Annotated in this window: 11 protein-coding genes; 1 reads left to right on the forward strand and 10 read right to left on the reverse strand. The window is 64.2% G+C overall.

All coding sequences use genetic code 11. The features are described from left to right. Positions 1-12: 12 nt before the first annotated feature. The 6 genes from cysT to AC25MA_RS05030 form a co-directional block, all read right to left on the reverse strand. Positions 13-831, reverse strand: a complete 819-nt coding sequence (gene cysT / locus AC25MA_RS05005) for a sulfate ABC transporter permease subunit CysT (RefSeq protein WP_051098159.1) — start codon at positions 829-831, stop codon at positions 13-15. A gap of 185 nt (positions 832-1,016) precedes the next feature. Next, on the reverse strand, positions 1,017-2,024 hold the full coding sequence (locus AC25MA_RS05010) for a sulfate ABC transporter substrate-binding protein (protein ID WP_069015899.1): 1,008 nt from the start codon (positions 2,022-2,024) through the stop codon (positions 1,017-1,019). Positions 2,025-2,072: 48 nt separating this feature from the next. Next, positions 2,073-2,255, reverse strand: coding sequence for a sulfur starvation response protein OscA (gene oscA / locus AC25MA_RS05015; protein WP_016489716.1), 183 nt, complete (start codon positions 2,253-2,255; stop codon positions 2,073-2,075). Positions 2,256-2,514: 259 nt separating this feature from the next. Then, a complete protein-coding gene (locus AC25MA_RS05020) occupies positions 2,515-5,580 on the reverse strand; it encodes an efflux RND transporter permease subunit (RefSeq protein ID WP_028688533.1) in 3,066 nt (1,021 codons plus the stop codon). Further along, complete coding sequence (locus AC25MA_RS05025; protein WP_028688534.1) at positions 5,577-6,644, reverse strand: efflux RND transporter periplasmic adaptor subunit; 1,068 nt, start codon at positions 6,642-6,644, stop codon at positions 5,577-5,579. Before AC25MA_RS05025 ends, AC25MA_RS05020 begins: the two co-directional genes overlap by 4 nt. Continuing rightward, entirely contained in the window at positions 6,641-7,729 is a 1,089-nt protein-coding gene (locus AC25MA_RS05030) for an efflux RND transporter periplasmic adaptor subunit (RefSeq protein WP_062359852.1), read from the reverse strand. Before AC25MA_RS05030 ends, AC25MA_RS05025 begins: the two co-directional genes overlap by 4 nt. Before the next feature lie 141 nt (positions 7,730-7,870). Here AC25MA_RS05030 and AC25MA_RS05035 point away from each other — a divergent pair, with 141 nt between their 5' ends. Next, a complete protein-coding gene (locus AC25MA_RS05035) occupies positions 7,871-9,037 on the forward strand; it encodes an AAA family ATPase (RefSeq protein ID WP_062359854.1) in 1,167 nt (388 codons plus the stop codon). Between the two features lie 60 nt (positions 9,038-9,097). On the opposite strand, the gene AC25MA_RS05040 is transcribed toward AC25MA_RS05035, so the two are convergent. Genes AC25MA_RS05040 through AC25MA_RS05055 form a run of 4 tightly spaced genes read right to left on the reverse strand, consistent with a single transcriptional unit; the run spans position 9,098 to position 13,199 of the window. Next, positions 9,098-9,991 (reverse strand): ABC transporter permease subunit, encoded by an 894-nt coding sequence (locus tag AC25MA_RS05040; RefSeq protein WP_028688537.1) that lies wholly within the window; start codon positions 9,989-9,991, stop codon positions 9,098-9,100. After that, entirely contained in the window at positions 9,988-10,869 is an 882-nt protein-coding gene (locus AC25MA_RS05045; RefSeq protein ID WP_175406148.1) for an ABC transporter permease subunit, read from the reverse strand. The genes AC25MA_RS05040 and AC25MA_RS05045 overlap by 4 nt, the downstream gene beginning before the upstream one ends. 35 nt (positions 10,870-10,904) lie before the next feature. After that, entirely contained in the window at positions 10,905-12,047 is a 1,143-nt protein-coding gene (gene potA, locus AC25MA_RS05050; RefSeq protein ID WP_062359856.1) for a polyamine ABC transporter ATP-binding protein, read from the reverse strand. A gap of 57 nt (positions 12,048-12,104) precedes the next feature. Next, a complete protein-coding gene (locus AC25MA_RS05055) occupies positions 12,105-13,199 on the reverse strand; it encodes a polyamine ABC transporter substrate-binding protein (protein ID WP_062359858.1) in 1,095 nt (364 codons plus the stop codon). Between the last annotated feature and the right edge of the window lie 127 nt (positions 13,200-13,326).

Below are 13,326 nucleotides of genomic sequence, written 5' to 3' on the forward strand. Positions count from 1 at the left end.
TGCCGGCCTCCTTCAAGGGGTTTCGATGCGCCGCTGCAGCAGGTTGATCAGCAGCAGCAGGATGAAGGAAACCACCAGCATCAGCACGCCGATGGCGGTGGCGCCGGTGTAGTCGTACTGGTCGAGCTTGACCATGATCAGCAGCGGCAGGATCTCGGTCTTCATCGGCATGTTGCCGGCGATGAAGATCACCGAGCCGTACTCACCCACGCCCCGGGCGAAGGCCAGGGCGAAGCCGGTCAGCCAGGCCGGCAGCAAGGCGGGCGCCAGCACGTGGCGGAACACCTGCAGCGGTTTCGCGCCCAGGCAGGCGGCGGCTTCTTCCACTTCACGCGGAATGTCGGCCAGCACCGGCTGCACCGTGCGCACCACGAACGGCAGGGTGACGAAGGTCAGCGCCAGGGTGATGCCCAGCGGCGTGTAGGCGATCTTGAAACCGAGGTCGGTGGCGAACTGGCCGACCCAGCCCGCCGGGGCGTACAGGGCAGTCAGGGCGATACCGGCGACGGCGGTGGGCAGGGCGAACGGCAGGTCGATCATCGCGTCGATGATCTTGCGCCCGGGGAAGGTGTAGCGCACCAGCACCCAGGCCAGCAGGGTGCCGATCACGCCGTTGATGATGGCGGCGAACAGGGCGGTGCCGAAACTCAGCTTCAGCGCGGCCAGCACCCGTGGTGCGCTGATGATGTTCCAGAACTGCTCCCAAGTGAGCTGCGCGGCATGCACGAACATGGCGGCCAGCGGTATCAGCACGATCAGGCTGAGGTACACCAAGGTGTAGCCCAGCGTCAGCCCGAAGCCGGGTATGACGGGGGAAATGCGACGTGACATAAAGGTCCCTGGTTGAACGCACGAAGCCCGGGAGCGCTCCCGGGCCGGTGCAGGCTTCTGAATCCTGGGGCTACTGCGCAGCCCTTTCGCGACACAAGGCCGCTCCTACAGGGGATCGCGGATTCTTGTAGGAGCGGCCTTGTGTCGCGAAAGGGCCGCACAGCGGCCCCGCTTCTCCATACCGCTTACTGTGCCTGATAGATCTGGTCGAACACCCCACCATCATTGAAGAACTTCGGCTGCGCAGTCTTCCAGCCACCGAAGTCCTTGTCGATGGTCACCAGGTCCAGTTTCGGGAACTGCTGGCCGAATTCGGCGGCGACCTTCGCGTCACGCGGACGGTAGAAGTTCTGCGCGGCGATCTTCTGGCCAGCCGGGCTGTACAGGTGCTTGAGGTACTCCTCGGCGATCTTCTCGTTGCCCTTCTTCTCGGCGTTCTTGTCGACCACTGCCACCGGTGGCTCGGCCAGGATCGACAGCGAAGGCACGACGATCTCGAACTTGTCGGCGCCGCCGTCTTCCTTCAACGCCAGGAAGGCCTCGTTTTCCCAGGCCAGCAGCACATCGCCCTGGCCGTTGTTGACGAAGGTGATGGTCGAGCCACGGGCGCCGGTATCGAGCACCGGCACGTGCTTGAACAGCTCCTGCACGTAAGCCTTGGCCTTGTCTTCGCTGCCGCCGGTCTTCAGGCCGTAGGCCCAGGCGGCGAGGAAATTCCAGCGGGCGCCGCCGGAGGTTTTCGGGTTGGGGGTGATGACCGAGACATCCTTCTTGATCAGGTCGCCCCAGTCCTTGATGCCTTTCGGGTTGCCCTTGCGCACCAGGAACACGATGGTCGAGGTGTACGGCGTGCTGGCGTCCGGCAGGCGCTTCTGCCAGTCCTCCGGCAGGGTCTTGCCGAGCTTGGCGATCTCGTCGATGTCACCGGCCAGGGCCAGGGTTACCACGTCGGCGCGCAAGCCGTCGATCACCGCACGCCCTTGCTTGCCCGAACCACCGTGGGACTGCTGGATCTTCACCTTGTCGCCCGGGTGGGCGGCTTGCCAGTGCTTGATGAACTCGGCGTTGTACTGCTGGTACAGCTCGCGGGTCGGGTCATAGGACACGTTCAGCAGTTCGTAGTCCTTGGCGATCGCGGAACCGGCAAAAACGGCACTGGCCAGGGCGGCAAGCGCATAACGGCGGATGGACATGGTGAAGCTCCCGATTGGCATTTTTCTAGTTTTTGAAGTGATGCGGTGTCAGCCGGACTTGTTGCCGGGCTGCTGCAGGCGGAACTTCTCCTTGCGTTCGATCTGCACCACCTGGGCGTTGTGCACGGTGATCTCCACCGCGCCGAAGCGCAGGTCGCGCAGCGCGCTCTGGATTTCACGCAGAATGGTGGCTTCGTCCTGACCGTCGATGCTGCGCAGGGATGCACTCATGCTCGTTCTCCTGTGAGTAAGGGTGCCGGGCAGAGGTTTTGAAGGGGATTGCGCCTGGCTTGAGGGCAATACTAGTGAGGCGCGGATATTCTTAAAAATACTGTTTAAGAATGTTTATATAACCAACTTTAAAAGGATGACCTGTAGGAGCGGCCTTGTGTCGCGATGGGCTGCGCAGCAGCCCCGACAATTCTGCAAGATGCCCAGATCCTGGGGCCGCCATGCGGCCCATCGCGACACAAGGCCGCTCCTACAGGGGTCAATGCGGTCGCGGGGTTTTGTCCTCGGGCTCGCGAATCTTGTACCAGGCCACATACAGCGCCGGCAGGAACAGCAGCGTCAGCAGCGTTGCACTGATGATGCCGCCGATCATGGCGTAGGCCATCGGCCCCCAGAATACTTCCCGGGCGATCGGGATCATGCCCAGGCTCGCCGCCGCCGCCGTCAGCAGGATCGGCCGGCGGCGGTGGTTGGTCGCCTCCACCACCGCATCCCACGGCGTATAGCCCTGCTCTTCGAATTCGTCGATCTGGGTCACCAGGATCACCGAGTTGCGAATGATGATCCCTGCCAGCGCGAGGATCCCGAGGATCGCCACGAAGCCCATCGGCGTACCCGTGGGCACCAGCGCCAGCACCACGCCGATCAGCCCCAGGGGCGCGACGCTGACCACCAAGAACAGCTTCTGCACGCTGTGCAGCTGGATCATCAGGAAGGTCGCCATCAGGAACAGCATCAACGGGATGACGTCGGCGATCGGTCCCTGGGCCTTGCTGCTCTCCTCCACCGTACCGCCGGTGGCCACCTCATAACCCACCGGCAGCTGGCTGGCAAAACCTTCGATACTGGGCTTGAGTTCGGCTACCAGGTCGGTGGGCTGGATATCACCGACCACCGAGGCCTTGATGGTGATGGTCGGCTTGCGGTCGCGACGCCATACCAGCGGTTGCTCCTGCTCATAGCGCACCGTGGCGAAGGCCAACAGAGGAATCGAGGCGCCGCTGGGCGTGACGATCTGCAGGTTCTGCAAGGTATCCGGCGAGCCGCGTTCGCTGTCTTCGGCGCGGGCCACCACATTGACCAGGTAGATGTTGTCGTTGATCTGGGTGACCGGCACGCCGCTGACGATGCTGTTCATCACATTGGCCACATCCTCGGACGACAGGCCCAGCTGGCGCGCCTTGTCCTGAGCGATCTCGATGCGCAGCACCTTACCGGGCTCGTTCCAGTCGTAGATCATCTCGCCGATGTGTTCGTTGCTGTCGAGCAGGGTCGCCAGTTCGATGGCGTGCTTGCGCACCTGGTCGATATCCTTGCCGCTGACCCGGTACTGGATCGGCCGGCCCACCGGGGGCCCCATCTCCAGCGACTGAACGTTGGTACCGATGCCGACGAACTCCTCACGCAGCAGCTTCTGCAGGCGCTGCATCATGCCCTCGCGCTCCTCGAAACCCTTGCTGACGATCACCAGCTGGGCGTAGTACGGGTTCTGCAACTGCTGGTCGAGGGGCAGGTAGAAACGGATCGCGCCCTGGCCGATGTAGGTGCTCCAGTGCACCAGGTCCGGGTCGTCCTTGATCCGCGCCTCCAGGCGGTCGACGACTTTGCGCGTTTCCTCGATCGAGGCATTCTGCGGCAGGTTCAGGTCGACCAGGATCTCCGGCCGGTCCGACGACGGGAAGAACTGGTTCTGCACGAAACGCATGCTGAAGATCGACAGGGCGAACAGCAGCACCGTGCCGATGATGGTCAGCCAGCGGTGGCGCATGCACCACAGCAGCCCGCCTTCGAACGCCCGGCCGACACGCCCGGGCTCGGCCTCATGGGGCTTGAGCTTGCTGCTGCTGAGAATGTGCACGCCCAGTACCGGCGCAAAAAATACCGCCACCACCCAGGACACCAGCAAGGCCACGGCAATCACCGCGAACAGGGTGTAGGTGTACTCGCCCGCGGAACTGGCGTTGAGGCCGATAGGCACGAAGCCGGCCACCGTCACCAGGGTGCCGGTGAGCATGGGGAACGCCGTGGAGGTATAGGCGAAGGTGGCCGCCTGCTCCTTGGTCTCGCCCATCTCCAGGCGCGTGACCATCACCTCGACAGTGATCATCGCGTCGTCCACCAACAACCCCAGGGCGATAATCAGCGCACCGAGCGAGATCCGCTGCATGGTGATGTCGCTGTACTCCATGAACACGAACACCATCGCCAGCACCAGCGGAATCGAGCAGGCCACCACCAGCCCCGCGCGAATGCCCAGGCTGACGAAGCTCACCGCCAGCACGATCACCACGGCTTCGAACAGCGCGCTGGTGAAGCCGCCGACCGCCTGCTTGACCACCACTGCCTGGTCAGACACGTTGTGCACGCCAACCCCCACCGGCAGGTCGCGGACGATGCTGTCCATCCGCGCTTTCAGGGCGGCGCCGAACACCTCGATGTTCGCGCCGGCCTTCATGCCGATCGCCAGGCCAATGGCCGTCTGGCCATTGAAACGGAACATCGGCGACGGCGGGTCGACATAGCCGCGCTCGATATCGGCGATGTCGGCCAGGCGGAAGAAGCGATCGTTGATACGCAGGTTCACCGTCTGCAGGTCCTTCTCCGAGGCGAACTGCCCGGTGGTGCGCACCGAGATGCGCTCGGGCCCGGCCTCGATCACCCCGGCCGGGGTCACCGCGTTTTGCTGCTGCAGGGCCTGCATGGCCTGGCGCTGGTCGATGCCAAGCGCGGCCAGCTTGCGGGTGGAGAAGTTCAGGTAGAGCACTTCGTCCTGGGTCCCGATCAGCTCGACCTTGCCGATGTTGGGCACCTCGCGCACTTCGGCCCGCGCCACTTCCACATAATCGCGCAGTTGCCGCAGCGTGAGGCCGTCGGCGGTAAACGCGTAGATCGAGCCGAACACGTCGCCGAACTCGTCATTGAAGCCCGGGCCCTGGATGCCTGCGGGGAACTGCCCGCGGATGTCCTGGATCTTCTTGCGCACCTGGTACCAGATCTGGGGAATGTCCTTGGCCTTGGTGGTGTCACGCAGGTAGACGTAGACGGTGGATTCCCCTGGACGGGTGTAGCTTTTCACGTAGTCGAGGGAGTCCAGTTCCTCGAGCTTCTTCTCGATGCGGTCGGTGACCTGGTAGAGGGTCTCGTCCTGGGTGGCGCCGGGCCAGCGGGTCTGGATGACCATGGTCTTGATGGTGAAGGATGGATCTTCCTCACGGCCGAGATTGAAGTAGGAGAAGATCCCCATCAGCAGGCCAACGAACATCAGGTACCAGACGAAGGACTGGTGCTTCAGCGCCCATTCCGAGAGGTTGAAGCTTCCTTTCATTGCGCGTCCTCGTCGAAGGTGACCTTCTGGCCGGGCTTGAGGCTGTTCACGCCAGCGGTCACCACGCGCTCGCCGGGCTGCACCCCGGAGGCAAGGACGATGCTGTCGGCGGTACGTTCGATCAACGCGACATCGCGGGTAGCCACGGTTTTCTGCTGCGGATCGACCACCCACACCTGGGTCTTGCCGTCCCGCTCGAGCAGCGCGGTCAACGGCAGCTCGCTGCGCGGGCTCACCGCCGAGGTCAGGGTGACGCTGACCGCGGTGCCCAGGTGAAAGGCATCGGGCGTGCTGGTCAGGGTCAATCGGGCGCGACGGGTACGGGTGGTGGCGTCAGCCTGTGGCTCGAGCTCGCGCAGCGTGGCGGTGGTGTTGATGCCTGGGTCGAGCTGCGAAGCGACGGTAAAGGTGAGGTCCTTGTCCAGCTGTTCGGCGAGCGGAATCGGCAGGTCGATCACCGCCTCCTTGACGTCCGGGCGGGCCAGGGTGACGACCGCCTGACCGGCGCTGACGGTCTGCCCCGCCTCGGCCTGCCAGGCGGTGACCACCGCCGCATGATCACTGCGCAGGGTGCTGTAGCCGAGCTGGTCGCGGGCCTGGCTGACCGCCGAGCGTGCCTGCTCCAGCGCGGCGCCGGTGGTTTTCAGGTCGGTCTGGGCGATATCCAGCTGGGCCTGGGCGCCGACGCCACGGTCGTACAGCTGCTGCTGGCGGCGGGCATTGGCCTGGGCGTTGATCCATTGCGCCTGGACCTTGGCCAGGTCGCCTTCGGCGGCGCGCAGCTGGTTTTGCTGGTCGGTCGGATCGAGGGTCGCCAGGGTGTCGCCTGGGCTTACCCGGGCGCCGACATCCAGCCAGCGCCGGGCGATGCGTCCGGACACCCGAAAACCCAAAGTGCTTTCATAGCGGGCCTGGATGGCGCCGGCAAAGCGGCCCAGCTGCGACTGTACCTGCGGCTCGACCAGTGTCGAGAGCACCGGACGGATCGCCTCAGGCGGCGCCTCATCGCCACCGCAGGCGCCCAGCATCAGGCTGGCCGACAGTATCAGCAACTGACGTTTCATGGCGCGGCCCCTCCGTCCTTGGCGCTGACCTTCTCGACCTGCATGTCCGGATGCAGCAGCTGCCCACCGCCCACCACCACGGTCTCGCCGCCCTTGATACCGTCAGCGATCACCACCTTGCCGGTGAGGTAGCGCGCGACTTGGACCTTGCGCAATTCAACCTTGTCGCCCTCGCCCACCACCCACACCGCCGGCTCCTTCAGCGCCTTGGTCAGGGCCGACCACGGCAGCTCGATGCTGGGCCGCCCCTGGGTGTTGCCAGTGGCCGTGACCGGCGAACCCAGTTGCATGCCCGCCGGCACGTTGCGCAGCGCGACCTTGACCTGCACCGTGCCGCTCTCTGCGGACACCGTCGGGGTGATCTCGCGGACCCGGCCCTCGGCCTTGATCGCCGGGTTGTCCAAGAGGCTGACGACAACGCCCTCGTCACTGGGGGACTTCACCAGCAACGATTCGTAGACATTGAACACCGCGTCACGGTCGCCATCGACCGCCAGGCTGAAGATCGGCATGGTCGCCTGCACCACCTGGCCGACTTCGGCCTGGCGCGCGGTGATCACCCCGTCGGCTTCGGACACCAGCGCCGTATAGCTCAACTGTTCGTTGGCGTTGGCCAACTGCGCCTGGGCGGCCTTGAGCGCGCTCTGGCTGCTGCGCAGCGCGGCCTCGGCGGAATCGTACTCGCTCTGGCTGGTGTAGCCCTTGGGCAGGAGCTTCTGCTGGCGCACGAACGCGGCGCTGGCCTGGGTAACCCGCGCCTGCTCGGCGAACACCTCGGCCTTGGCCGAGTCGACGTTGTTCTGCAGGTCCTTCGGATCCAGGCGCGCCAGCACCTGGTTGGCCTTGACGTGGTCGCCGACATCGACGCCGCGGGCGATGATCTTGCCACCCACGCGGAACGACAGGTCGGTCTGCACCCGCGCCTGCACGTCCCCGGTCAAGGTGACCCGGGCGGCGAAGTCGGTGGGCTGCACCTGTTGCACCGCGACCCGGGGCAACACCGGCGCGGCCTCCTCTTTACCACAGCCCGTCAGCATGAACAGCAGCCCCAGGCAAACGACCATCAGCGGACGCGTTACCGTCATGCAGGCTCCTTGCTTCGACAAAGGGAGTGAGGGATGCGTTTAAAAGCGTAGATCAGGGATGGACAAACGACACCGATGTCGGTTCAACAAAGCACAGCGCTATCGGCGATACTGTGGGCCAGACGCTCAAGGACAATGCTGATGCTGACCACCCTGGCCATTGCCAACTACCGCTCGATCAACCAGCTGGTGATGCCGCTCGGGCAGCTCAACGTGATCACCGGTGCCAACGGCAGCGGCAAGTCCAACCTGTACAAAGCCTTGCGCCTGCTGGCCGAGACCGCCCGCGGCGGCGTGGTCAACGCGCTGGCAGCCGAGGGCGGGCTGGAGTCGACCTTCTGGGCCGGCCCCGAGAAACTCTCCCGGCGCATGCTCAACGGCGAGGTGCCGGTGCAAGGCGGGCCACGCCAGCAGGCCAGGCGCCTGAAGATGGGCTTCGCTGGCGAAGACTTCGGCTACGCGATCAGCCTCGGCCTGCCCGAACCCAGCCGGTCAAAGTTCGCCCTGGACCCGCAGATCAAGCAGGAGACGATCTGGGCAGGCCCCCTGTGCCGCCCCGCCAGCCTGCTGGTGCAGCGCAATGCAGGGATGGTCAAGGCCCGCGATGGGCGCCAATGGCAGGTGCTGCACCAGCACATGACCGAGTTCGACAGCCTGTTCGACCAGGTCGGCAGCCTCCAGGGCTCCCCCGAGGTGCCGCATCTGCGCGAGCAGATCCGCAGCTGGCGCTTCTATGACCATTTCCGTACCGATGCCGAGGCCCCTGCCCGGCAATCACGGCTGGGCACGCGCACGCCGGTGCTGCATCACGACGGCCGTGACCTCGCCGCCGCCCTGCAGACCATCGACGAGATCGGCGACCTGCAAGCCCTGCAGGACGCCGTGGGCGACGCCTTTCCCGGCGCCCGGCTCGCGGTCGATGCCCAGCCCGGCGGTCTGTTCGGCCTGCGCTTGCACCAGGCCGGACTGCTGCGGCCGCTGAGCGCCGCGGAGCTGTCCGACGGGACCCTGCGCTACCTGTTGCTGGTGGCGGCCCTGCTCACGCCGCGCCCGCCGAGCATGATGGTGCTCAACGAGCCGGAGACCAGCCTGCACCCGGACCTGCTGCCGGCACTGGCACGCCTGATCCGCCGCGCGGCCCAGCAATGTCAGGTATGGGTGGTATCGCACGCGCCCCGGCTGGTGGCGGCGCTGGAGGAGGATGCCGACTGCAATTCGATCCACCTGGAGAAAAACTTGGGGCAGACCGGTATCGTCGGACAAGGCATGCTGGATGAACCGGCCTGGAACTGGCCGGACCAGGGCTGAAACGATCGCGGGGCAAGTCGCATCGGTGCGCCGATGCGACTTGCCCCGCGATGCGTTGGCTCAGGCCTGCGCGGTGGCCTGGGCCGGACGACGCACCTGCGGCTGCGAGACGTTCGCCGCGGCGCCCTCTTCGATGGCCTGCTGGATCGCCCGGCGGCGACGCTCTTCGGCCTGGCGGCTGAAGTACCAGACCAGGAAGGTCACCAGCGACACCGACAGCAGGATCAGGCTGGCCACGGCGTTGATCTCCGGCTTCACGCCCAGGCGCACGGCCGAGAACACTTCCATCGGCAGGGTGGTCGAGCCCGGGCCGGAGACGAAGCTGGCCAGCACCAGGTCATCCAGCGACAGGGCGAACGACATCATGCCGCCCGCCGCCAGCGACGGCGCGATCATCGGGATGGTGATCAGGAAGAACACCTTCCACGGCTTGGCGCCCAGGTCCATGGCCGCCTCTTCGATGGACAGGTCCAGCTCGCGCAGGCGCGCCGACACCACCACCGCCACATAGGCGGCGCAGAACGTGGTGTGGGCGATCCAGATGGTGACGATGCCCCGCTCCTGGGGCCAGCCGATCATCTGCGCCATGGCCACGAACAGCAGCAGCAGCGACAGACCGGTGATCACCTCGGGCATCACCAGCGGCGCGGTGACCAGGCCACCGAACAGGGTGCGGCCCTTGAAGCGGGTGACCCGGGTCAGCACGAAGGCCGCCAGGGTGCCCAGCGCCACGGCGGCGACCGCCGTGTAGCAGGCGATCTCCAGCGAGCGCATCACCGAACCCATCAGCTGGGTGTTGTCGAGCAGGCCGACGTACCACTTCACCGACCAGCCGCCCCACACCGTTACCAGTTTCGAGGCGTTGAACGAGTAGATCACCAGGATCAGCATCGGCAGGTAGATGAACAGCAAGCCGAGCACCAGCATCAGCTTGGAGAAACTGAAGCGTTTCATGCGCGGCCCTCCATCTCTTTGGCCTGGCTACGGTTGAACAGCAGGATCGGCACGATCAGGATCGCCAGCATCACCACCGCCAGGGCGGATGCCACCGGCCAGTCGCGGTTGTTGAAGAACTCCTGCCACAGCACTTTACCGATCATCAGGGTTTCCGGACCGCCCAGCAGTTCCGGGATGACGAACTCACCGACCACAGGGATGAACACCAGCATGCAGCCGGCGATGATGCCGTTCTTCGACAGCGGCACGGTGATTTTCCAGAAGCTGTTGAAGGTGCTCGAACCCAGGTCCGATGCGGCTTCGAGCAGGCTCTGGTCATGCTTTACCAGGTTGGCGTACAACGGCAGGATCATAAACGGCAGGTACGAATAGACAACGCCGATATATACCGCCAGGTTGGTGTTGAGAATCTGCAGCGGCTGGTCGATCAGGCCCAGCCACAACAGGAAGCTGTTGAGCAACCCGTTGTTGCTGAGGATGCCCATCCAGGCATAGACGCGGATCAGGATCGCGGTCCAGGTCGGCATCATGATCAGCAGCAGCAGGACCGTCTGCGATTCCTTGTTCGCCTTGGAGATGGCATAGGCCATCGGGTAGCCGATCAGCAGGCACAGCAAGGTGCTGAAGAAGGCCACTTTCAACGAGCCGAGGTAGGCCGCGATGTACAGTTCATCCTCGGTCAGCAGGCCGTAGTTGGCCAGGTTCAGCACCAGCTGGACCTTGCCTTCCAGATAGGTATAGATCTCGGTGTACGGCGGAATCGCCACGTCGGCTTCGGCAAAGCTGATCTTCAATACGATGAAGAACGGCAGCATGAAGAACAGGAACAGCCAGATGAACGGCACGCCGATCACCATGTGCCGTCCTTCGGGGATCAAGCGCTGGAGGGCTCGTTTGAGCTTTCGTGGTTTCATGAGCGCAGTACCACGCCGCTGTCGTCTTCCCACCACACGTAGACTTCGTCATCCCAGGTCGGGCGGGTGCCCTGGCGCTCGGCGTTGGCGACGAACGACTGGACGATCTTGCCGCCAGGCAGCTCGACGTAGAACACCGAGTGGCCGCCGAGGTAGGCGATGTCGTGGACCTTGCCGCGCGACCAGTTATGCTCGCAGGTCGGCTGCTCGGTGGTGACCAGCAGCTTCTCCGGACGCAGGGCGTAGGTGATGTGCTTGTCCTCGACCGAGGTGGTGACACCGTGGCCGACGTAGATCTTGCGCTCCAGTTCCGGGCTGGCAATGATCGCGTGGCCTTCGGCGTCGTCGACCACCTCGCCCTCGAACAGATTGACGTTGCCGATGAACTCGCAAACCAGGCGGCTGGTCGGGGTTTCATAGACGTCGATCGGGCTGCCGATCTGGGCGATCCAGCCCAGGTGCATGATGGCGATGCGCTGGGCCATGGTCATGGCCTCTTCCTGGTCGTGGGTCACCATCACGCAGGTCACGCCCACGCGCTCGATGATCTCCACCAGTTCCAGCTGCATCTGCGAACGCAGTTTCTTGTCCAGCGCGCCCATCGGCTCGTCGAGCAGCAACAGTTTCGGGCGCTTGGCCAGCGAGCGGGCCAGGGCCACGCGCTGACGCTGGCCACCGGACAGCTGGTGCGGCTTGCGCTTGGCGTACTGGGTCATGTGCACCAGCTTGAGCATCTCGGCCACGCGGGCTTCGATCTCGGCCTTGGGCATCTTGTCCTGCTGCAGGCCGAAGGCGATGTTCTGCGCCACGGTCATGTGCGGGAACAGCGCGTAGGACTGGAACATCATGTTGATCGGCCGCTCGTAGGGCGGCATGTCGGTGATGTCGACGCCATCGAGGAAGATCCGCCCTTCGGTCGGACGCTCGAAGCCGGCCAGCATGCGCAGCAAGGTCGATTTGCCGGACCCGGAGCCGCCCAGCAGGGCGAAGATCTCACCCTTGCGGATTTCCAGGGACACATCGTCCACGGCTACCGTTTCGTCGAATTTTTTTGTGACCCGGTCGATCTTGACCAGCACCTGCTTGGGTTGCTGGCCACCCTCGAGGGCTTTCTTATAGGCACCGGAGGCAACTGCCATGAGTGAAACTCCCAACAAGATTTATGTGCCCGCCGCTGCGCTGGCGGGCCTGGATTGTTACTTGCCCGACTTGACCTTGGTCCAGCTGCGGGTCATCAAACGTTGCACCTTGGGTGGCAACTCAGCGTTGACGAACATCTTGTCCAGCACTTCCTGCGGTGGGTAAACCGCGGCGTCAGTCCTCACGGCCTGGTCCATCAGGTCGCCAGCCTTGGGGTTCGGGTTGGCGTAACCGACGTAATCACTGACCTGGGCGATCACCTCAGGTTTCAGCAAATAGTTGATGAAGGCGTGGGCCTCCTTGACGTTGCTGGCGTCCTTGGGAATCGCCAGCACATCGAACCAGAGGTTGCCGCCTTCCTTGGGAATGGCGTAGGCCAGTTTCACGCCCTTCTTCGCTTCTTCAGCGCGGGCCTTGGCCTGGAAAATGTCGCCGGAGAAGCCGGCGGCCACGCAGATGTCGCCGTTGGCGAGATCGGTGATGTACTTCGATGAGTGGAAGTAGGTCACGTACGGGCGCACGGCCAGCAGTTTCTCTTCCGCCTTCTGGTAGTCCTTGGGGTTGCTGCTGTTCGGGTCCAGGCCCATGTAGTTGAGCACCGCCGGGAGCATCTCGTCGGCCGAGTCGAGGAAGGCCACGCCGCACTGGCTGAGCTTCTTCATGTTCTCGGGTTCGAACAGCACCGCCCAGGAGTCGATCTTGTCGGTGCCCAGTACCGCCTTGACCTTCTCGACGTTGTAGCCGATGCCATTGGTGCCCCACAGGTAAGGGACGGCGTACTGGTTGCCCGGGTCGTTCTTCTCCAGACGCTTCATCAGCGCCGGGTCGAGGTTCACGTAGTTGGGCAGCAGGTCACGGTCGAGCTTCTGGAAAGCGCCCGCCTTGATCTGCTTGCCGAGGAAATGGTTGGACGGCACGACCACGTCATAGCCGGTGCGCCCGGCCAGCAGTTTGCCTTCCAGCGTCTCGTTGCTGTCGAAGACGTCGTATTTCGGGGTGATGCCGGTTTCCTTCTGGAAATCGGCGAGGGTATTGGGGCCAACGTAGTCGGACCAGTTGTAGATGTGCACCGTGGGCGCCGCTTGGACGCTGCAAGCCAGCGTCAGACCCGCTCCGGCCATCAAGGCCTTGCGAAAAACAGAAATAGACAAGTGGGTGGTCCTCACAATCAGTGCCTTTGCGGGCAGTAAACCTCGGCCGCACACGCAAAACCGGCGCGCAACTTACCTTCACGGCGTGGATGCCGCAAACTTATTTGCCTTAACCTGCCTCCAGGCC

The sequence above is a fragment of the Pseudomonas sp. P65(2024) genome, from assembly GCF_057480955.1.